Origin of the sequence: Acinetobacter sp. V104_13 (genome assembly GCF_031798995.1) — a bacterium.
Classification (GTDB): Bacteria; Pseudomonadota; Gammaproteobacteria; order Pseudomonadales; family Moraxellaceae; genus Acinetobacter; species Acinetobacter pittii.
Genome location: NZ_JAVQNP010000025.1, coordinates 62,086 through 83,144 on the forward strand (window position 1 = coordinate 62,086; position 21,059 = coordinate 83,144).

Below are 21,059 nucleotides of genomic sequence, written 5' to 3' on the forward strand. Positions count from 1 at the left end.
ATTATGTACATCAATAAGCAGATAATTTTGCTATAATGTTCCGTCTTTTTTTTCTGGTGTTTTTGTACTCATGCACTATCCTAAAGTTTATGATGTTATCGTTATCGGTGGCGGTCACGCAGGTACGGAAGCGGCCCTTGCTGCTGCGCGTATGGGACGACAGACTTTGCTTTTGACCCATAACATTGAGACTTTGGGCCAAATGAGTTGTAACCCAGCAATTGGTGGTATTGGTAAGTCTCACTTAGTACGTGAAATTGATGCACTTGGCGGTGCAATGGCTCTGGCTGCCGATAAAGGTGGTATTCAGTTCCGTATTTTAAATTCGCGTAAAGGTGCAGCTGTGCGTGCAACACGTGCTCAAGCTGACCGTGTTCGTTACAAAGCTGCCATTCGTGATACTTTGGAAAATCAAGCAAATCTTGACATTTTCCAGCAAGCAGCTGATGACCTGATTGTTGAAGACGATACCGTTAAAGGTGTTGTTACCCAAATGGGTATTCGCTTTGATGCTAAAACTGTTGTGTTGACTACAGGTACATTCTTGGGTGGTGTAATCCACGTTGGTTTAGAAAAATCAAGCGGTGGCCGTGCGGGGGATCCTCCTTCTATTGCACTTGCTCAACGTTTACGTGAATTAAAATTACCAGTGGGACGTTTAAAAACTGGTACTCCGCCACGTATTGATGCACGGTCAGTTGATTTTTCAGTCATGATTCCGCAGCCGGGTGATTTCCCATCTCCAGTGATGTCATTCATGGGTGATGCTTCTATGCATCCTGAACAAGTAAACTGTTATATCACTCATACAAATGAAAAAACCCACGATATTATTCGTGGTGGTTTAGACCGTTCACCAATGTACACTGGTGTTATTGAAGGTGTAGGTCCGCGTTACTGTCCATCAATCGAAGATAAGATTCATCGTTTCGCTGATAAAGACTCACATCAAGTATTCTTGGAACCAGAAGGTCTAGATACACATGAGCTTTATCCAAACGGTATTTCGACTTCTTTACCGTTTGATGTTCAGTTCGAGCTTGTACGTTCAATCCGTGGTATGGAAAACGCTCATATCTTACGTCCAGGCTATGCAATTGAATATGATTATTTCAACCCGCAAGCTTTGAAATTTACCCTCGAAACTAAAGCGATTAATGGCTTGTATTTCGCTGGTCAAATTAATGGTACAACAGGTTACGAAGAAGCTGGTGCTCAAGGTTTACTTGCAGGTTTAAATGCTGCACGCCGTGCGTGGGAGCAAGAAGAATGGACGCCTAAACGTGACCAAGCTTACATGGGTGTGTTGGTTGATGACCTCATTACGTTAGGTACTAAAGAACCGTACCGTATGTTTACCTCACGTGCTGAATATCGTTTGATGTTACGTGAAGATAATGCGGATCAGCGCTTAACTTCTATCGGTCGTGAACTTGGTTTGGTTGATGATGTACGTTGGGCTGCTTATTGCGAAAAAATGGAAGCGGTTGAGCGTGAAACCTCTCGTTTACAACATTTATGGGCAGCACCAAATAACCCTATGGGTAAAAAATTCGTTGAAATGACGGGTGCTGATTTGAGCAAGGAATGTAGTGCGATTGATTTGCTTAAGCGCCCTAATATCACCTTCGGTCAAATTGCTGAACTTACTGGTTCTGAAGTTTCAGAACAAGTGGGTGAGCAAATTGAAATTGCTGTGAAATATGAAGGTTACATTAACCGTCAGCACGAAGATGTTGCTCAATTAAAGCGTCTTGAAGAAACCAAAATTCCTGCCGATTTTGACTATGATGTAGTGTCAGGCTTATCACGCGAAATCACGCAGAAGTTAAAAACAGTTCTTCCAGAAACTTTAGCTCAAGCAAGCCGTATTCCTGGTGTTACACCAGCAGCAGTTCAGCTTGTAATGATCACAATTCGTAAAAACAATATGATTAAGAAAACAGCTTAATCATTTAAATGTACAAAAAGCCCAGTTAAGACTGGGCTTTTTTATTTTCTGTTCAAAAAATATATGGAAATTTCCTAAGGAAGAAAAGAGATTTTGCTTCCTTTTTTTCTTATTTCACATATTTTAAGTCGCCAGTTATATTGAATTCACGTTCAAACAAGAGGGCTTTAATCATGACAATGAAATCAATTCGCTACAATGGATATGAAATGGCATGCCAATGCTCATGTTCAAAATAGCGCAAAAGAAAGGGCAGATCAGTTTTGATGGGGGAGAACACATTGATCTGAAAACAGTAAAAAAATAAGAACAATATAAAATTAAGAAAATTATAATTCAAAATCTAAAGAGAACCTTATGGTTCTCTTTTTTATATCTACTTACTATCAGTTTCAATTTCACGTACAGCATTATGTACTTGTACTGGCTCAATATGCAGTAATTTCTTACCAAAACTACGTAGCCACCATACTAGTTGAGATGTAAAAGGTACAGTCGCTGAAACTTCTACAATATTTTCTTCAAGCGGAGTAATCGTTTGGTCTTTACTCAACTGACTTTCATAAAAAGTTTTCGCAGTTTGTTCCGTCATGGTTAAGGTGAGCTGAATTGATTCAGTTGGTTGATTATAGTCCACTCTAAAGCCTAAGGCCCCTGAATCAATATAATGATCAATATCAAAATTAACTGGATGCAGTGCTCGGCTGTCTAATACTTTTGCTGATTTAAAACGGTGCAGAGCAAATGTTTGTACTTCAGTTTTGTCATGTCGTGTGCAAATTAAATAAATGACTGCACCTTTTTGTACCAAAGCCAAAGGATTTAAAACATAAGTTCTGTCTTCACCCTGATTGACCCGTGCCCGATAAACACACTCAATCTGTTTGTCTTGTAGTAGACCTTCATAAATTGCCTGCTGAGCGGCACGATCCACTACAGGTGGAATAAGAGGTTGACTTGCCGGAACAATACGTACACGGTTAATCCACTGTCTCACATTATTTTGTGTAGAGAGACTACGTTTGGCCAAATCGAACCATGGTCCCATCTCATCAAGCAGGCTCGGAGGAAGGAGATGCTTAAGGTGCTCCTCAACCATCATAAAGGTTACCGCTTGAGAACTTGTCATGTGAGGTAAGCTTTGAATAGGTGCATCGGATTGCCACCGCCAGCCTTGAGGTACGGCTTTATTGCTCTCTATCGGAAAACGTTGAGCAATTTGATTTAAGTCACGCTGAATAGTCCTTAAACTAATATCAATACCTTCACGCTCAAGCATTTCTTGCAATTCTCGAGTCCCGATCCATTTACCGGTCGGTAGGCGAGACAAGATCTGCCATTGGCGATATAAACTATTCGAAGTTTCTTTTTCTATTACAGACATAAGCGTAATACATCTATATCCAATTGCTTTGGTGTCAACACAATAAAAAATCTTTACAGATTTAGCAAGTTTGTCAGATTCAGTTTATAGCCCATTGGGCAAACGATGATAAGATTTAGAAGAAAGTTATAACAATGATGCCGTACAAGTATTACAGATATATAAGTGGCACTGAAATTGCTTATTTAAAAATGAAATATAGATAAATGATAAGACGAGGTGGTTATGTCAGAACAAGAGCATGAATTACATCTAGATAATGATTTTTTTATACAAGAGCAGACAACAACAGCACTCATTAACCCAACCTCTTTTTTAGAACATATTTCTGTGCAAACCAATCTCTTTGAGCAACTCAAATCACAGTTCTTTAATGAGATGCTTGATGATGTAACATCAAATGGTGCAGCTTCTAAAAAAATTGAACAATGGTTGAGCATCCGTACTTTAGATGAGTTAAAGGAGTTAAATACCCAAGCAAAACAGCATTTTCTTTATCATGGGATTACTTTTAATGTTTATGGCGATAAAGAAGGAACGGAGCGCACTATTCCTTTTGATTTAATTCCAAGAGTAATCGAGAAAAAACAATGGGAAAAAATTGCCTCAGGCTGTGCACAGCGTGTTAAAGCATTAAATTATTTCCTAGATGATATTTATCATGGACAACATATTTTAAAAGAACAAATCATTCCCGAAGAACAAATTATGGGAAATGATGCTTTTCAACCCCATATGCTTAAACATTCTTTAAAAGGAAAAATTTATTCACAAATTAGTGGGATCGATATTATCCGTGATGGTGAAGGGGAGTTTTTTGTATTAGAAGACAATTTGAGAACACCTTCTGGGGTGTCTTATATGATTGAGAGCCGAAATATTAGCCAGAAATTAATGCCTGAGCTATGTACAGCTAATAATTTACAGGGGATTGAGCATTATCCAAAACTTTTAAAAGAAATATTGCAAGAAAATTCTTCTGCAGATCAACCTTTTATTGTGGTGTTAACACCAGGGCGTTTTAATAGTGCTTATTATGAGCACGCTTTTCTAGCACGTGAAATGGATGTGCCATTGGTTACAAATCGAGATTTATTTGTAGAAAATGATCAAGTATTTGTCAAAACTATTCGTGGGCGTCAAAAAGTAGACGTAATTTACCGCCGTTTAGATGACGATTTTCTAGATCCTTTAGCATTTCGACCAGACAGTGCTTTAGGCGTAGCAGGTCTTATGTCTGCTTATTTGCAGAAAAATGTGGTAATTGCAAATGCACCTGGAACAGGCGTGGCTGATGATAAATCAATCTATCCTTATGTAGATCAAATGATTCAATATTATTTGGATGAGACACCAATCCTAAAAAATGTACCCACTTATCAGTGCCGTAAAGAAGAACACTTAGATTACGTACTCTCTAATCTTGATCAATTAGTCGTTAAGGAAGCACAAGGTTCGGGCGGATACGGTATGTTGATTGGACCTAAAGCAAGCTCATGCGAAATTGATGAGTTTAGAAAAAAATTGATTGCGATGCCTCATATGTATATTGCACAGCCTACCTTGGCTTTATCTGTCGCTCCAACTTTAACAACAGGCGGAGTAGCGGAACGTCATATTGACTTGCGTCCATTTGTATTGAGTTCACCTTATCGTACAGAGATTGTGCCTGGAGGCTTAACACGTGTGGCCATGCAGGCGGGTTCTTTAGTTGTAAATTCGTCTCAAGGTGGCGGTATAAAAGATACATGGGTTGTTGAAACATTACATTCCTGATTGTGGGTTAAAGAGGAACTTTATGGTTTTACTCAATTCGAGTGCGCATCAAATATATTGGTTGGGTCGATATTTGATGCGAGTTAAATTTGCAGCCTCTCATTTACCCTTTACAGAAGATGAGAAAGCAACAAGATTTGCAACAGCATTTGGTTTGGTCATAGAAAATGCTGAATTACTAAATCACTATATGTTAGACAAGAAGCAAACATTTTCATTACTGAACCAGCTCATTATTGCTAAAGATAATATTCAGGAACTAAGAGGTATTTTGTCATCACATGCTTATGCAGAATTAAATAATGTGATTAATACGCTTCAAGCTCAACCTGATGCATTGAGTAAAGTGGTCGAACAATGCACACAAATACTAGAAGCGGAACATGAAGATGTTCGTTTATTTTTGTATTTAGGCCAAAAAATAGAGCAATTTGATATAGAACTGCGTTTTGGAGAAGATTTATCTGTTCTCATATCAGAGCTAGATATTGTGGTGCAACAGCTCGCTAATTTGAAGTGGGAAAATATAGATGAAAATTGGCAAGCACTAAAGCAGCAACTTACGTGGGACGCTTACTATACTTTTACACAGCAGTTGGAAAATATGTTTGAGGGCTGATTATGAAATTGATGGTTAATCATCAAACGCATTATAGCTATACTGAAACTGCTCGGAACAGCATTCAGTATATTAAAATGATGCCTCAAACATCGCCTCACCAACATGTTATGAATTGGGCAATTAGCGTGCCGGGTGATAAAACAATAAAGAGAGATATATTTAACAATGTATGGATGACGGCTAGTCAGCGTTATCCATACCAACATCTTACATTTATGGCCCAAGGAATTGTTGAGCTTCAAAATGTAGAACTAGGTTGTGTAAATCTCTCTACACCTACCAATTTGTTTTTGCAGATGACAGGTGCAACTCGATGTGATTCGGAAATGTTGGACTTTGCCAAACATATTGTAGTGGTCAAGGACCGACAGCATATTGCGTTATTAAGCGAATATATCTTGCACAAAATACTTTATCAGCCTGAGAGTACTTCGGTTCAGACAACTGCGATTGAAGCATTTCATGCGGGTCAAGGTGTATGCCAAGATCATGCTCACATTTTAATTGCGATGTGTCGTGCGCTACAATTACCTGCACGTTATGTCTCTGGTTATCTATTTGACCAAAACTATCCGCACCTGGCCAGTCACGCTTGGGCGGAGGTATTTTTAGAAAATCAGTGGTATTGTTTTGATGTAAGCAATCAGTTGTTTACACCCAAACATCATATCTACCTTGCAGTAGGACGTGACTATCTCGATGTGGCACCTATTCGTGGCGTAAGAGAGCAAGGTGGAGTTGAGAACATGATGTCTGTGGTTCAAGTGTTGGCATGTTGAATGTAAAGAGAATGAAATGACCTATTGTTGTGCGTTAAGATTGGAACAAGGTTTAGTGTTTATTAGTGACACAAGAACCAATGCAGGAGTTGACCATATTTCTGTGTTCCGAAAACTGCATACTTTCGGCGTTACCGGAGAACGTTTTATTGCCTTGCAAACTGCAGGTAACTTAGCAACAACGCAAGCTGTTATAGGTCATTTACAAAATGCCCTGACTTTGCAGCAAGAGCCTAGTTTATATAGTGTTAATACGATGTTTGAGGCGGCTGAACTAATTGGTAAAACCTTAAAAACTGTTTTAGAGGATATTAGTTCGGATACCCAAGAACAAATGAATTATGCCTGTAGTATTTTGGTTGGTGGGCAGATTAAGGGTGGTGACATGCAACTTTATAATGTTTATCCACAAGGCAATTTCATTTGCGCAACTACAGATACACCTTATTTCCAAATAGGTGAAAGTAAATATGGAAAGCCTATTCTGGATCGAGCTTTATATTATGCAATGCCACTAGACGACGCATTACGTTGTAGCCTGATTTCTTTTGATTCGACTTTGCGTTCAAATGTTTCGGTTGGCTTACCACTTGATGCATTGGTATACATTAAAGATAGCTTTGTTATCCCTATGGGAAAACGAATAACTGAAGATGATCCTTATTTCTCACAGATTAGTAAACAATGGTCAGATACTCTTCGTCGGGGATTACAGGAAATGCCAAAGCCTACAGATGATTACTGGCGATAAATTTTGAATTTTTACATAAAAAAATCCAAGCATGCTTGGATTTTTTTATATTTTATTATTTAAGTGCTTTTACGAGTGGGGCGATTGCTTAATCGACAGAGTAATTCATATCCTATCGTTCCGTTTGCATCCGCAACATCATCAACTAAGCGATGCGGACCCCAGAGTTCAACAGGAGTGCCTAATTTTACTTGCATGCCTGTCACGTCGATTGCAATCATATCCATACTCACTCGCCCTACAACCGCACAGGGTTGTTTATCGATAGCGACATAGTTTTGTTTAATATAAGCTCGTGGATAACCATCACCGTAACCTATAGAAACAATCGCGATATCCATTGCTTGCGTAGCGCAGAAAGTTGATCCATAACCGACATGTTCATTAGTTTGAATATGATTGAGTGCAATCACTTCTGCTGAAAAAGTCATCACTGGTTTTAAGTCAAGATCATGAACTGTTTGATCTGCAAAAGGCGAGGCGCCGTAAAGCATGATACCCGGACGAACATAATCAAAATGTAACTCTGGCCATTTATAAATAGCAGCAGAGTTACAGCAAGAAGCTAAAACTGGATCACAAGCTTGTTTAACTTGTAGAAATTGTTGTTTTTGTTGCTCGTTAAGTGGATGGTCTACATCTGCATTTGCGAAATGCATTGCAAGTACACAAGTAAATCCTTCAGATTTTAAAGTCTTAATAACTTCAATAATTTCTGGATTTTTAAAACCTAACCGGTTCATCCCACTATTAAGTTTAACCCAGACTTTTAAACCTTGATCGATGTACGCTTGTTTGTGTTTAATCAACCATTCAAACTGTTGTTGATGGTGAATGACACATTCAAATTTTTGTTTAATTGCAATTGGCATTTCATCTTCACAAAATACCCCTTCAATTAAAGTAACAGGCTGCTGAAATCCTAATTCACGAATTTCTAAACCTTCTTGTAGGCAGGCGACACCAAAGGCATCTGATGCATTTAAGGCTGCTAAACAGTCTTTGATTCCATGTCCATAAGCATTGGCTTTTACCATACTTACAATTTTTGAATTTGTTGCGAGTTGTTTGACACGGTTTAAGTTATATTGAAGTGCATTGCGGTCAATATAAACTGTTGCTTGGCGCACCCTCATTTACTCCTTTGGGCTAGAGATAGAGCTTATTCTTCATCATCATATTGGCTGTAATACTCAGGAGAGAGATTACTAAATCGAGTATATTGACCTTCAAAAGCAAGACGAACTGAACCAATTGGACCGTTACGCTGCTTACCAATAATAATTTCTGCAGTGCCGGCTTCTTTTGACTCTTTGTTATAAACCTCATCACGGTAAATAAACATAATTAAGTCGGCATCCTGCTCGATCGCACCGGATTCACGTAAGTCGGACATTACAGGGCGTTTGTTTGGACGGTTTTCCAGACTTCGGTTAAGCTGGGAAAGTGCAATAACAGGACATTGCATCTCTTTCGCTAATGCTTTTAAGCTACGTGAAATTTCCGAGATCTCGCCTACACGGTTATCCCCCATGCCTGGGACTTTCATGAGCTGCAAGTAATCGACCATGATACAACCGATTTTACCATCATGCATTTTGGCAACACGACGAGCACGGGCACGAAGTTCAGTTGGAGGTAGGGCTGATGAGTCATCAATATACAAATGCATTTGCTGAAGCTGCAAAATTGTACCAGTCACCTTGGTCCATTCATCTGCATCTAAATTCCCCGAACGTAAATGTCCTTGATGGACTTTACCCATTGCGGAAATAAGACGCATCGCAATCGAGTCTGCTGGCATCTCCATTGAAAAGACCAGAGCAGGTAACTTATTATATTGCAAAACACTCTCAACCAGATTCATGGCAAAAGTAGTTTTACCCATCGATGGACGTGCAGCAACAATAATTAAGTCACCAGGTTGCATACCAGATGTTTTGTTATCAAGTTCTAAGAAGCCTGTCGTTAAACCTGTAATATTGCCATCTAATTTTGAAAGCTCATCAAGCTTACTAATTACGTCTGCGGTAACAGAACTAATAGATTTAGGACCAGCATCTTTTTTATTGTTATTGTGCTGTTCTGCTAATGAGAAAATACTTGTTTCAGCTAAGTCTAAAATTTCACTAACACCGCGGCCTTTCGTGTCATAAGCATTTTGTAAAATTTCAGTACTAACTTTAATCATGCTACGAAGCGTAGAAAATTCTTTAATTTTAGTGGCATAAGTTTCTAAGTTATAGAAACTTGAAGGTGAGTCAGCCATGAGCTGCATTAAATATTCTTCGCCACCGATAGCATCAAGTAAATTTTGTTTTAAGAGCCAGTCACTTACTAAGACAGCATCATAGGGTGAGTTTTCTTGTGCTAATTTCTCGATTGCACGAAAAATATATTTATGGCGAGTCGCGTAAAAATCATTTTCTTTGAGTACATCGTTAACTTGTTCGAAAGATTCGGCAACTGTCATCAGGGCTGCTAGAACAGCCTGTTCAATAGCTAAATTGTGTGGGGGAGTGCGAAACTCTTTAAGTTGGCCTGATTCACTCGTTTTATTTTCTGTTGGAGATGAAAGCGCTAAAGAAGTGGCATTCGCCTGAGACATAATTAGACCTGATGATAAAGAAAGGTGTACACAAAGAGGCTGTAAAGCCGAGAACTATCTTAAAACAAAATTAAATAAACTACCTAATTAAAAAACCAATTAAACTGAAGAACTGATCAGGAATTAATATATCTTATTTTAAAATTTGAAACATAAAAAAAGAGCATGCAAAAGCATGCTCTTTTTTTGATGAGAAATTACTCAGATACGATAGTAACGAGAACTTCTGCAACAACATCATGGTGCAATTGGATTGCGATGTTGAATTCACCAGTGTGACGAAGCGCGCCATTTGGTAAACGAACTTCTGCACGGTCAACTGTAAGACCAGCATTCGTTAATGCGTCAGCGATGTCACGAGTACCGATAGAACCGAAGAGTTTACCTTCGTCACCAGCTTTAGCAGTGATAACGATGTTAACTTCATTCAATTGTTCAGCACGTGCTTGAGCAGCAGCTAAAACTTCAGCTTCTTGCTTCTCAAGTTCAGCACGACGAGCTTCAAAAGCAGCAGTGTTAGCTTCAGTAGCTGCAACTGCTTTACCTTGAGGGATAAGGAAGTTACGGCCGTAACCAGCTTTAACTGATACTTTATCGCCTAATTTACCAAGGTTCTTAATGCGTTGTAATAAGATAACGTCCACAGATCACCTCACTTATGGTTGTCAGTGTACGGAATCAAAGACAAATAGCGAGCTTGTTTGATAGCAAGTGCTAATTGACGTTGATAACGAGCTTTAGTACCAGTGATACGGCTAGGAACAATCTTGCCGTTTTCAGTGATGTACTGTTTTAAAGTGTCGATATCTTTGTAGTCGATGTACGCAACATTCTCAGCTGTAAAGCGGCAGAACTTGCGACGACGGTAAAAACGTGCCATTGATGTTCTCCTTATTCAGCTTCTTGAGCAACTTGCTGTGCTTCTTCGCGTTGAGCTTTACGCGCACGCTTTTCTTCAGCACTCTTAGCAAGCAATGACTCTTCAGTGATTGCGTGTTCACGACGGATGATAAGGTTACGAATGATCGCGTCGTTATAACGGAATAATTCTTCTAACTCATCAAGCGTAGTTTGACCACATTCAACATTCATAAGAATGTAGTGCGCTTTGTGAATTTTGTTAATTGGGTAAGCCAATTGACGACGGCCCCAATCTTCTAAACGGTGAATTTGACCTTCAGCTTCTTTGATCTGAGAGATATAGCGTTCAACCATACCTACAACTTGATCGCTTTGGTCTGGGTGTACCAAAAGTACGATTTCGTAATGACGCATTGTCAGCTCCTTACGGTTTAAACAGCCCCTAATAAAAAAATTAGAAGCAAGGAGTCATAACTTAATAAGTTATGTCGCAAAATTTGCGAAGGCTGAATTATAGGTAAAAGTTCGACTAAAAACAAATCTTTTGATCAGAAAAGTAAAACTTCTTTACTATAAAGAGGAATCCTCTCTTGTTTAAAAGAGAGGAAGATTTGGAGCAGGGGATTGATAGGTAAAGCTAAAGCTCAAACTTAACAGGGTAATTAATATGACCGAGTACAGGAAAAAACGTTTAGCCCACAATTGATCATTTTCGGCTTTAAATCCAATAACTGATAAATATAACCAATATGCAGTCAAAGCATTAAAGGTAATTAAAAAGAATACATTGGTATAGCCAAAACAATATAACCCATTCAAAACAGCTGCAAATAATAGGATATATATTACACATTCAATTTTCGTACGATAAATAGAACGTGCTACAGGCAAAATTGGAATTCCCGCATTTTTGTAATCATCAAAACGATAAATTGCAATTGCCCAAGAGTGAGGCATTTGCCATAAAGCGTATGCTAAAAACAAAAGCAAGGCTGCCACATCAAATTGATGAGTTACTGCTGTATAACCAATAACAGGAGGGCTCGCTCCGGAGATACTACCAATGACGGTTTGATGGATTGAAGTACGTTTGGTCCACAAGCTATAAAAACCGACATAGACAATAAAACCAATCATTGCAAACAAAAATGCATAACCATTTACACCGAACCACAAAATGCTAAAACCAATTATTCCAAGCACTAATGCATATATCAGCGCAACAGTAGGAGAGATTGTTTTTTTAACAAGTGCACGGTTTTGAGTGCGCTGCATCTTTGTATCAATATCTTGATCTATAACATTATTAACCACACAACCTGAAGCCACAACTAAAGTTGTTCCAAGTAGGGTGAGGAGTAATAATAAGATGTCTATAGAGCCTTGGGCGGCTAAGAAAAAGCCGCCCAAGGTGGTAATGAAATTACCGAAGAGAATTCCTGGTTTAGTCAGGAATAGATATTTTCTCAACATGACAATCAGTTTAGATCATCATATTGTAGTGAAGGTAATTCATAATCCACACAGAACCGATTAAAAGTACAGCGATACATAGGATTGTGTAGATGAATGCAATCATATTCCAACGTTGTTCAGATGATGTATTCATGTGTAAGAAGTACACAAGTTGTACAAGAACCTGAGCAACCGCAGTGATCGCAATCACAGTAACTAAAAGACCACGACTGAAACCACCCATCATCACCATCCCAAACGGGATGATGGTGAGGATAACAGAAAGGATAAATCCAACAGTGTATTGCTTAAAATTACCGTGTGACGCACCAGCAGCATTATGCTCATGACTACTCATTAGAGAACTCCCAGTAAGTAAACGACGCTGAATACACAGATCCAAACGATGTCAAGGAAGTGCCAGAACAAGCTTAAGCAAGCAAGACGACGTGTATTCGGTAAAGTCAAACCTTTAGTTTTGATTTGATACATTAATACTAGCATCCACACTAAACCAGAAGTTACGTGGATACCGTGTGTACCAACCAAAGTAAAGAACGATGATAAGAATGCACTGTGAGTAGGACCATGACCTTCTTCTACAAGGTGATGGAATTCATAGAGTTCCATACCGATGAAGGTCGCACCAAAAAGGAATGTAATAAATAACCAAGTAATAACTTGATTTACATTCTTTTTATAAGATGCAAGTACAGCAAAACCGAAAGTTACCGATGAAATCAATAAGGCAAATGTTTCAGTTAACACGTAGCCTAATGATTCATGGAATAGGTCATATGCACTTGGAGTCCCTGCTGGAACATGACTGCTTAATACAGCGAACGCAATGAAGAGTGATCCGAAAAGAATCAAGTCACTCATCAAGTATGTCCAGAAACCAAAAACCGTTAAATCAGTATCATCATGTTCATGATGACCGTCATGGCCGTGGTTGTCGTGATGAAGTACTTCAGCCATTTCCTTAGTCCTTCTTCAAGTGTTTTTCAAGTAAAGCATAGCGTTCGTTTTCAATACGCTCAACTTCAGCAGCAGGAACGTAGTAATCAACATTCTTAGTGAATGAGCTTACGATCAAGCTAACAACAGCTGCAACGAATGAAACAACAACGAGCCACCAAATATGCCAGATGAGTGCAAAGCCAAGAAGAGTAATGAACATTGCAATGACAAAACCAGCAGCACGATCAGTCGGCATGTGGATGTCTTCATATGTAGTGTTACGTGCGTATGCTACACCATTTTCTTTGTCAGTCCAGAAACGGTCGATACCGCTTGCATCTGGTTCATGCGCAAAGTTATAGAACGGAGCAGGGGAAGAGGTCGCCCATTCAAGCGTACGAGCATCCCATGGATCGCCAGTAAGGTCCATGTTGTCTTTACGTTGTAAGAAGCCAACGATGATTTGCATTAAGAAACATGCAATACCAATCGCAACAAGGACAGCACCAAATAATGCAATCGCAAGGTACGGATCCCATTCAGGGTTGTCATATGTATTCAAACGACGAGTCATACCCATGAAACCAAGGATATAAAGTGGCATGAATGCAAAATAGAAACCGAAGAACCAGAACCAGAACGCAGCTTTACCCCATGCTTCGTTGAGCTTCCAACCAAACATTTTTGGCCAGTAGTAAATGATGCCGGCAAACATACCAAACACCACACCACCGATAATTACGTTATGGAAGTGAGCGATCAAGAATAATGAGTTGTGTACCAAGAAGTCCGCAGGTGGAACCGCCATAAGTACACCAGTTAAACCACCGATACCGAATGTTACAAGGAAGCCAAGCGTCCATAACATTGGAGTAGTAAAGGTGATGCGACCTTTATACATGGTGAATAACCAAGAGAAGATTTTCACACCAGTAGGAATCGCAATAACCATGGTCATGATACCGAAGAACGCGTTAACGTTCGCACCAGCACCCATGGTGAAGAAGTGGTGAAGCCATACAACAAACGCAAGAACAGTAATCGCGATAGTTGCATACACCATAGACTTGTAACCGAACAACGCTTTACGAGAGAAGGTTGCAACGATTTCTGAGTATAGACCAAATGCTGGTAATACCAAGATATATACTTCAGGGTGACCCCATGTCCAGATCAAGTTCACATAAAGCATTGGGCTACCGCCAAGCTCATTTGTGAAGAAATGGAAGCCGAAGTAACGGTCTAGAGTAAGCATTGCAAGTGTACCTGTTAATACAGGGAATGATGCAATGATTAATACAGCCGTACAAAGTGAAGTCCACGTGAAAATAGGCATGTCCATTAATTTCATGCCAGGTGCACGCATTTTGATGATGGTAACGAAGAAGTTAACACCAGATAAAAGCGTACCTAGACCAGAAACCTGAAGTGCCCAGATATAGTAGTCGACACCTACACCAGGAGAATATTGAATGCCAGATAGAGGAGGGTAAGCCATCCAACCAGTCGCAGCAAATTCACCTAATACAAGTGAAAGCATCATCAAACCAGCAGCACCAGCGAATAACCAGAAGCTTAAAGAGTTCAATAATGGGAAAGCAACGTCACGAGCACCAATCTGTAAAGGTACAGAGATGTTCATCATACCTACAACGAGACCCATTGCTACGAAGAAGATCATGATTACACCGTGTGCGGTGAAGATCTGGTCGTAGTGGTCAGGATGTAGATAACCTTCGCCGCCGCCTTTAGCGAGGAAAAGTTGTAAACGCATCATGATCGCATCGGCGAAACCACGCAGAAGCATGACAACAGATACGATGATATACATGATACCAATCTTTTTATGGTCTACCGTAATAAACCACTCATTCCACAAATATCCCCATTTTTTGAAATAGGTGATACCGCCAAGCACTGCAATTGCACCAATTGCCATAAGGACCATGGTGACAAGTACGATTGGCTCTGTCGGGATAGAGTCCCAACCCAGTTTACCAAAAATCATATCCATGTCTTATTCCCCTTGAGCAGCGTGTTCAGCTGCAGCATGAGTGTCAGCTGTTGCGTGTTCAGCAGAGTGGTCAACACCATGATAGTTACTCATATAGTGGTTGATAATTGTTTCAAACAATTTAGGCTCAACAGTAGAGTAATAAGTCACAGGGTGTGGCTTAGTCGGGAACGGTTTCATAGCTTCAGCTTCAGCAACTGCTTTTTCATCACCAGCAGCTTTAGCACGATTTACTAAATGCTCGATCTGATGCTTAGAACGGTTACCATCACGTAAGGTTGCCAATTCAGCTTGGTCAAGCGTAGTTTTTTGAACTGCTTCTGGGTTAATGGTTGAACCATTACCTGCTTTAACCGCTGCTACCCATTCGTTGAATTGTTGCTCTGTAACACTATGCGCCTTGAAACGCATTTGAGAGAAACCGTAACCTGAGTAGTTAGAAGAGAAACCACGATATACACCAGTTTCATTTGCTAACAAATGAAGGTGAGTTTGCATACCTGCCATTGCATAAATCTGGCCGCCTAACTGTGGAATGAAGAATGAGTTCATTGTAAAGTTAGAAGTGATTTTAAAGCTTAACGGAGTTTTTTCAGGGAAACGTACTTCGTTAACTGTTGCAATGTTTTGTTCAGGATAAATAAAGATCCACTTAAACTGTTCAGCAATAACTTGAATAGTTAAAGGTGCTTTATCTGATTCTAAAGGACGGTATGGGTCATACTTGTGGGAACCCCACCAAGTTAACCAAGCTAAAATACCAATAATAATGACAGGGATACCCCATACTACAACTTCAATTGCAGTTGAGTGTGCCCATGTAGGTTTATAGTCTGCATCTTTATTTGACGCGCGATATTTCCAACCAAACCATAATGCCATGATGATTGAAGGAATCACCACAAGTAACATTAAATAGATCGCAGTCATCATAAGGTCACTTTGACCTTGACCAACTGGACCTTTAGAGTTTAGAAGTACCATATCACCACCACACCCAGTCAAAAGTGCGGCAAGCGTTGATAAAGACAATACAGCTAAAATCGTTTGTCTCATTTTACAACCTCGGTGAAGAGTCCCATTCCCTAATTAAATATGGGATAGCGATTAAAGTGTCGCATGATTGAGAACGCTAATCCTTAAATTTAGACTTCTCAATTATATGACACCGCTACGTTGTAGGGCATTATGCCTCATATCGACAAACTAAGCTATACATAAAGTAGGCTGAAATAATTGTTTTAAAACCCGATTTTTTTTGTAGGGTATCTAATTTCAATAGAGCTTTTATTTAAATATCAACTCCCTATAGAAAAAAGGAGGCAGGGTGCCTCCTCTTTTTTTAGACATTAAATGAATGAGTCATTTACTATCATTTGATCACTTTTGTTCTTGCAATTTTGTCATGTAAAGCTTGTCGCTTTTGTCCTAATGCAAAAGCATAGTCAATAATTGTACTGATCGGCATAAACAGTAAGTTTAATATGATAAAAACAATACTTCTTAATAAGAAGATGCGAGTTAAATTAACCTTGCTATTGTCCTCAGCATCTACAATTTTAATTCCAACGATTTTCTTACCTATACTCTGACCAAACTTTGTTAAAAGAACGGCTTGAATTGCAAGCATAATTACGACGTAAAGAAGCATTGAATGCCAAGCTTCTATTGGAATTAAAGTAAAAAGTTGCTGTTGCAATTCTGCAGCTTTAGTCGATGCGACTTCGGCAGATTGCATCTGTTTTTGTAACTCGAATAATTGCTTATATTGAGCTTCATTAAAGAAAAAAGAAGGAATTGCAGCGATCGGTAACCAAAGCAATAAATCAATAATTTTTGCTAAAGCCCGAGCCGGAATAGACGCAAGTTCATGAACTTTAGGTTCTACACGAATTTGACGAATAGTTTCATTAGTTGATGTATTCGTATTTATTGTAGGTACAGAATAACCGATAGGTTGATATACAAGTTTACCTTGGGTTAATTCTCCTAAAGCTTTCCATTCTGTCATGCCTTCATGCCAAGCTAAATCAGTTAACAAAATTTGTTGGCTAGCCAACATTTGATTTACTTGTTCTAAAGTATAAGGCCCAGCTTGTTGATTATTACGTGCCAAGTAAATTTGCATAAATAAAAATTCTCTATTCTAAAGATGAAAAAAGACCCACGGATGGGCCTTTTTTTATAACATATTAGATTTGCTTGATTTTTTCTTCAGCAAGGAAGAACCATGTATCTAAAACTGAGTCTGGGTTAAGAGAGACAGATTCAATACCTTGTTCCATTAACCATTTTGCAAGATCTGGATGGTCTGAAGGACCTTGACCACAGATACCTACATATTTACCTGCTTTACGGCAGGCATGGATTGCCATTGAAAGAAGAGCTTTAACAGCTGCATCACGTTCATCAAATAAGTGTGAAACAATACCTGAGTCACGGTCAAGGCCTAACGTTAACTGAGTTAAGTCATTAGAACCAATAGAGAAACCATCGAAGTGCTCTAAGAATTGTTCAGCTAACAGAGCGTTAGTTGGTAATTCACACATCATGATTACTTTTAAGCCGTTCTCACCACGTTTTAAGCCATTTTGTGTAAGTAATTCAATAACACGTTTCGCTTCAGATACTGTGCGTACAAAAGGAATCATGATTTGAATATTGGTTAGACCCATTTCATCACGAACTTTCTTAAGTGCGCGACATTCTAATTCGAAACAATCACGGAAGTTATCAGATACATAACGGCTTGCACCACGGAAACCGAGCATCGGGTTTTCTTCTTCAGGCTCGTATAACTTACCACCAATTAAGTTTGCGTATTCGTTTGACTTGAAGTCAGACATACGAACGATAACTGGCTTGTCACCAAATGCAGCAGCAAGAGTTGCAATACCTTCAACCAATTTTTCAACATAGAAATCTACAGGTGATGCATAACCTGCGGTACGAGTTAAAACCGCAGCACGAGTTTCACGAGGTAGGCTATCAATATTGAGTAAGGCTTTAGGGTGCACACCGATCATGCGGTTAATGATGAACTCAAGACGAGCAAGGCCAATACCTTCGTTTGGAATTTGAGCAAAGTCAAATGCACGGTCAGGGTTACCTACGTTCATCATAATTTTGAACGAAAGCTTAGGCATAGATTCGATTGAGTTGCGTTGAACTTCAAAATCTAAAGCACCTTCGTAAATGAAACCTGTATCACCTTCAGCACAAGAAACAGTTACTTCCTGACCATCAGTTAATACTTCTGTTGCGTTACCACAACCTACAATCGCTGGTACACCAAGTTCACGTGCAATAATTGCTGCATGACATGTACGACCACCACGGTTAGTGATAATTGCAGCAGCACGTTTCATTACCGGTTCCCAGTCAGGATCGGTCATATCTGATACAAGAACGTCGCCTTCTTGAACTTTGTCCATTTCTTTAATTGAGTTAACAATACGGACTTTACCAGAACCAATACGTTGACCAATTGAACGACCTTCACAAAGAACAGTACCTCTCTGTTTGAGAAGGTAGCGTTCCATAGTGCCTACATTTTGGCGGCTTTTTACAGTTTCAGGACGAGCTTGAACAATATAAATTTGACCGTCATCGCCGTCTTTTGCCCATTCGATGTCCATTGGCGCACCGTAATGCTGCTCAATGATAAGCGCTTGTTTAGCTAACTCTTGTAACTCATGGTCATTTAAAGCGAATTGTTGACGGTCTTGTTTTTCAACATCAACAACAACAACAGATTTACCCGCAGAACCTTCTTCACCATAAATCATTTTTTGGTGTTTAGAGCCAAGGTTGCGACGTAAAACAGAATGTCTTCCTGCATTTAATAATGGTTTAGATAAGTAAAACTCATCTGGGTTAACGGCACCTTGTACAACCATTTCACCTAAACCGTAAGAGGCAGTGATAAATACAACATCACGGAAACCAGATTCTGTATCAAGTGTAAACATTACACCCGCAGCGCCAGTTTCAGAACGAACCATACGCTGAACACCCGCTGAAAGTGCAACGATGTCATGATCAAAACCTTGATGCACACGGTAAGAAATTGCACGGTCATTATATAAAGAAGCAAATACTTCTTTAATCGCAATAAGTACGTTATCAATACCGCGAATATTCAAGAAAGTTTCTTGTTGACCCGCGAAAGAAGCATCTGGTAAATCTTCAGCAGTTGCAGATGAACGAACGGCAACCGCGATATCAGGGTTGCCGTTAGAAAGTGCTGTAAAAGCGGCGCGAATTTCTTGTTCTAAGGTTGCAGTGAGTGGAGTCTCTACAATCCATTGACGAATTTTAGCGCCTGTTTCTGCAAGAGCATTTACGTCATCGACGTTGAGTTGAGCAAGTTCTGCTTGAATTCGAGCGTTAAGACCACTTTGGTCTAAGAACTCACGATAGGCAGCAGCAGTAGTTGCAAAGCCACCAGGTACCGATACACCAGCATTTGATAAATGGCTGATCATTTCACCCAAAGATGAGTTTTTCCCACCTACGAGTTCGACATCGTGTTTCCCTAATTTTTCTAGACCGATTACGCGCGCTTCCAAAGTTTTCACTCCACTTTTGCAGTATTAATGTCTATCTTGGCATGAAATTATAAAAATAAAGTGCTTAGTTGAGAATTATACTAAGCGACAGTCATGTAAGATCAGTTTACTATAAAGATTATATAGCACTAAGACAAATGTTTAAGGAGAATTTTAATGTCAGAAAGTAAACAATTTAAGCGGAGTGTTTTTTTTATTTCTGATGGAACTGCAATTACTGCCGAGACTCTTGGACATTCGTTATTAGCACAATTTCCCAATGTAGATTTTGATATTCACATCATGCCGTATATTACAACTGAAGAGGCGGCAATGGATGTGGTGGTTGAGATTAATCGATGCCAAACCAAAGATGGTTGCCTACCTTTAGTATTTGATACTTTAGTCGATCCGCATGTGCGAGAGATTATTAATACGGCTAAAGCGGTTAATCTGGATGTGTTTGAAGGTTTAATTAGTAAACTTGAACAAGAGCTTGGAACACCACCAACAACATTGGTCGGGCAGACTCATGCGGTAACCGATTCTGAATATTATAAAGCCCGTATCGATGCTGTTCATTTTGCGCTTGATAATGATGATGGGGCACGTACTCGTCATTACGATAAAGCGGATTTAATCTTAATTGGAGTTTCCCGTTCAGGTAAAACACCGACTTCTATTTACTTATCTCTTCAATTCGGTATTCGTGTTGCGAACTACCCATTAACTGAAGAAGATTTAGATGATAACCGGTTACCAGCAGTATTAAGAGCTCATCGTAATAAGTTATTTGGTTTGATGATTGATGCTGAGCGTTTGGTCGCAATTCGTAGTGAACGTAAAGCGAATAGCCGTTATGCAAGTTTTAGCCAATGCCAAATGGAGCTAAGAGCAATTGAAGGGATTTATATTTCAGAAGGCATTAAATATTTAAATGTGACCGAAATGTCGATTGAAGAGATTTCAACTCGTATTTTACAAATGACGGGATTAAAACGTCGTATTGGTTAATTTAATCAATTGTTTATTTTAACCATTCAATTTTTGTATATTAATTTATAGATAAATTGAATGGTTTTTTTAATATATATCACAGACAAAAATTAAAGTTTTATATATAAAACTAAATATTATTAAATAGTTTTTATTGGTTATAAGCCCGTAGTTATTTTGAAACTCATTTGTAAATTTAAATAACACTATTGAAAAGAAGTGTATGTTTTTTATTGTGCTGAAAAATAGTAATTCTTTATTTTTTATAAATATTTTAGAAAAGCATTCATGAAAAATCCACAATTTATAAAATGTTAAATAGATCACACTTTTTTGATGTTGTGTGATTGGT

The 21,059-nt window shown here is 39.0% G+C and carries 19 protein-coding genes; 6 read left to right on the top strand and 13 right to left on the bottom strand.

The annotated features are described in order from the left end of the window. Nucleotides 1-70 precede the first annotated feature (70 nt). Nucleotides 71-1,951 (top strand): tRNA uridine-5-carboxymethylaminomethyl(34) synthesis enzyme MnmG, encoded by a 1,881-nt coding sequence (gene mnmG / locus RMB06_RS09865; protein WP_311079292.1) that lies wholly within the window; start codon nucleotides 71-73, stop codon nucleotides 1,949-1,951. Nucleotides 1,952-2,327: 376 nt separating this feature from the next. Here the strand turns inward: mnmG and RMB06_RS09870 are convergent, their stop codons facing one another. Next, a complete protein-coding gene (locus tag RMB06_RS09870; protein ID WP_017385459.1) occupies nucleotides 2,328-3,335 on the bottom strand; it encodes a YafY family protein in 1,008 nt (335 codons plus the stop codon). 225 nt (nucleotides 3,336-3,560) lie between these two features. Between RMB06_RS09870 and RMB06_RS09875 the strand changes: the two genes are divergently transcribed. Genes RMB06_RS09875 through RMB06_RS09890 form a run of 4 tightly spaced genes read left to right on the top strand, consistent with a single transcriptional unit; the run spans nucleotide 3,561 to nucleotide 7,263 of the window. Beyond that, complete coding sequence (locus RMB06_RS09875; RefSeq protein ID WP_014207140.1) at nucleotides 3,561-5,111, top strand: circularly permuted type 2 ATP-grasp protein; 1,551 nt, start codon at nucleotides 3,561-3,563, stop codon at nucleotides 5,109-5,111. A gap of 22 nt (nucleotides 5,112-5,133) precedes the next feature. Beyond that, nucleotides 5,134-5,730: an alpha-E domain-containing protein gene (locus tag RMB06_RS09880; protein ID WP_311079294.1), complete on the top strand. Its 597-nt coding sequence runs from the start codon at nucleotides 5,134-5,136 to the stop codon at nucleotides 5,728-5,730. Between the two features lie 2 nt (nucleotides 5,731-5,732). Further along, complete coding sequence (locus RMB06_RS09885; protein WP_311079296.1) at nucleotides 5,733-6,512, top strand: transglutaminase family protein; 780 nt, start codon at nucleotides 5,733-5,735, stop codon at nucleotides 6,510-6,512. Between the two features lie 16 nt (nucleotides 6,513-6,528). Continuing rightward, the gene (locus tag RMB06_RS09890) at nucleotides 6,529-7,263 is read left to right on the top strand and encodes a proteasome-type protease (protein WP_311079298.1); all 735 of its coding nucleotides are present in this window, start codon (nucleotides 6,529-6,531) and stop codon (nucleotides 7,261-7,263) included. Between the two features lie 59 nt (nucleotides 7,264-7,322). Here RMB06_RS09890 and alr read toward each other — a convergent pair whose 3' ends face one another. The 12 genes from alr to ppsA form a co-directional block, all read right to left on the bottom strand. Next, nucleotides 7,323-8,393 (bottom strand): alanine racemase, encoded by a 1,071-nt coding sequence (alr, locus tag RMB06_RS09895; protein ID WP_081404559.1) that lies wholly within the window; start codon nucleotides 8,391-8,393, stop codon nucleotides 7,323-7,325. A gap of 32 nt (nucleotides 8,394-8,425) precedes the next feature. Beyond that, nucleotides 8,426-9,871, bottom strand: a complete 1,446-nt coding sequence (gene dnaB, locus RMB06_RS09900; protein ID WP_002119718.1) for a replicative DNA helicase — start codon at nucleotides 9,869-9,871, stop codon at nucleotides 8,426-8,428. Nucleotides 9,872-10,068: 197 nt separating this feature from the next. Continuing rightward, the gene (gene rplI, locus RMB06_RS09905) at nucleotides 10,069-10,515 is read right to left on the bottom strand and encodes a 50S ribosomal protein L9 (RefSeq protein WP_000382591.1); all 447 of its coding nucleotides are present in this window, start codon (nucleotides 10,513-10,515) and stop codon (nucleotides 10,069-10,071) included. A gap of 8 nt (nucleotides 10,516-10,523) precedes the next feature. Then, complete coding sequence (gene rpsR / locus RMB06_RS09910; RefSeq protein WP_000090661.1) at nucleotides 10,524-10,751, bottom strand: 30S ribosomal protein S18; 228 nt, start codon at nucleotides 10,749-10,751, stop codon at nucleotides 10,524-10,526. A gap of 11 nt (nucleotides 10,752-10,762) precedes the next feature. Continuing rightward, nucleotides 10,763-11,146 (bottom strand): 30S ribosomal protein S6, encoded by a 384-nt coding sequence (gene rpsF / locus RMB06_RS09915; protein WP_002119610.1) that lies wholly within the window; start codon nucleotides 11,144-11,146, stop codon nucleotides 10,763-10,765. Between the two features lie 180 nt (nucleotides 11,147-11,326). Then, the gene (cyoE, locus tag RMB06_RS09920) at nucleotides 11,327-12,205 is read right to left on the bottom strand and encodes a heme o synthase (RefSeq protein WP_014207135.1); all 879 of its coding nucleotides are present in this window, start codon (nucleotides 12,203-12,205) and stop codon (nucleotides 11,327-11,329) included. A gap of 10 nt (nucleotides 12,206-12,215) precedes the next feature. Then, nucleotides 12,216-12,545: a cytochrome o ubiquinol oxidase subunit IV gene (locus RMB06_RS09925; RefSeq protein WP_016140561.1), complete on the bottom strand. Its 330-nt coding sequence runs from the start codon at nucleotides 12,543-12,545 to the stop codon at nucleotides 12,216-12,218. After that, nucleotides 12,545-13,165 (bottom strand): cytochrome o ubiquinol oxidase subunit III, encoded by a 621-nt coding sequence (cyoC, locus tag RMB06_RS09930; RefSeq protein WP_016140562.1) that lies wholly within the window; start codon nucleotides 13,163-13,165, stop codon nucleotides 12,545-12,547. The genes RMB06_RS09925 and cyoC overlap by 1 nt, the downstream gene beginning before the upstream one ends. Nucleotides 13,166-13,169: 4 nt before the next feature. Next, nucleotides 13,170-15,161: a cytochrome o ubiquinol oxidase subunit I gene (gene cyoB, locus RMB06_RS09935; RefSeq protein ID WP_311079303.1), complete on the bottom strand. Its 1,992-nt coding sequence runs from the start codon at nucleotides 15,159-15,161 to the stop codon at nucleotides 13,170-13,172. A 3-nt stretch (nucleotides 15,162-15,164) separates the two neighbouring features. Next, nucleotides 15,165-16,217, bottom strand: coding sequence for a ubiquinol oxidase subunit II (gene cyoA, locus RMB06_RS09940; RefSeq protein WP_002119579.1), 1,053 nt, complete (start codon nucleotides 16,215-16,217; stop codon nucleotides 15,165-15,167). Nucleotides 16,218-16,533: 316 nt separating this feature from the next. After that, nucleotides 16,534-17,289 (bottom strand): RDD family protein, encoded by a 756-nt coding sequence (locus RMB06_RS09945; protein ID WP_002119677.1) that lies wholly within the window; start codon nucleotides 17,287-17,289, stop codon nucleotides 16,534-16,536. Between the two features lie 64 nt (nucleotides 17,290-17,353). Continuing rightward, nucleotides 17,354-19,741, bottom strand: coding sequence for a phosphoenolpyruvate synthase (ppsA, locus tag RMB06_RS09950; RefSeq protein ID WP_262447807.1), 2,388 nt, complete (start codon nucleotides 19,739-19,741; stop codon nucleotides 17,354-17,356). A gap of 147 nt (nucleotides 19,742-19,888) precedes the next feature. Here ppsA and RMB06_RS09955 point away from each other — a divergent pair, with 147 nt between their 5' ends. Beyond that, a complete protein-coding gene (locus RMB06_RS09955) occupies nucleotides 19,889-20,725 on the top strand; it encodes a pyruvate, water dikinase regulatory protein (RefSeq protein WP_016145814.1) in 837 nt (278 codons plus the stop codon). Nucleotides 20,726-21,059: the final 334 nt, after the last annotated feature.

Excerpts from the sequence above, each read along its gene's own strand:
- mnmG (WP_311079292.1), top strand. The coding sequence starts at position 71 with ATGCACTATCCTAAAGTTTATGATGTTATCGTTATCGGTGGCGGTCAC.
- RMB06_RS09870 (WP_017385459.1), bottom strand. The coding sequence starts at position 3,335 with ATGTCTGTAATAGAAAAAGAAACTTCGAATAGTTTATATCGCCAATGG.
- RMB06_RS09875 (WP_014207140.1), top strand. The coding sequence starts at position 3,561 with ATGTCAGAACAAGAGCATGAATTACATCTAGATAATGATTTTTTTATA.
- RMB06_RS09880 (WP_311079294.1), top strand. The coding sequence starts at position 5,134 with ATGGTTTTACTCAATTCGAGTGCGCATCAAATATATTGGTTGGGTCGA.
- RMB06_RS09885 (WP_311079296.1), top strand. The coding sequence starts at position 5,733 with ATGAAATTGATGGTTAATCATCAAACGCATTATAGCTATACTGAAACT.
- RMB06_RS09890 (WP_311079298.1), top strand. The coding sequence starts at position 6,529 with ATGACCTATTGTTGTGCGTTAAGATTGGAACAAGGTTTAGTGTTTATT.
- dnaB (WP_002119718.1), bottom strand. The coding sequence starts at position 9,871 with ATGTCTCAGGCGAATGCCACTTCTTTAGCGCTTTCATCTCCAACAGAA.
- rpsR (WP_000090661.1), bottom strand. The coding sequence starts at position 10,751 with ATGGCACGTTTTTACCGTCGTCGCAAGTTCTGCCGCTTTACAGCTGAG.
- rpsF (WP_002119610.1), bottom strand. The coding sequence starts at position 11,146 with ATGCGTCATTACGAAATCGTACTTTTGGTACACCCAGACCAAAGCGAT.
- cyoE (WP_014207135.1), bottom strand. The coding sequence starts at position 12,205 with ATGTTGAGAAAATATCTATTCCTGACTAAACCAGGAATTCTCTTCGGT.
- RMB06_RS09925 (WP_016140561.1), bottom strand. The coding sequence starts at position 12,545 with ATGAGTAGTCATGAGCATAATGCTGCTGGTGCGTCACACGGTAATTTT.
- cyoC (WP_016140562.1), bottom strand. The coding sequence starts at position 13,165 with ATGGCTGAAGTACTTCATCACGACAACCACGGCCATGACGGTCATCAT.
- cyoB (WP_311079303.1), bottom strand. The coding sequence starts at position 15,161 with ATGGATATGATTTTTGGTAAACTGGGTTGGGACTCTATCCCGACAGAG.
- cyoA (WP_002119579.1), bottom strand. The coding sequence starts at position 16,217 with ATGAGACAAACGATTTTAGCTGTATTGTCTTTATCAACGCTTGCCGCA.
- RMB06_RS09945 (WP_002119677.1), bottom strand. The coding sequence starts at position 17,289 with ATGCAAATTTACTTGGCACGTAATAATCAACAAGCTGGGCCTTATACT.
- RMB06_RS09955 (WP_016145814.1), top strand. The coding sequence starts at position 19,889 with ATGTCAGAAAGTAAACAATTTAAGCGGAGTGTTTTTTTTATTTCTGAT.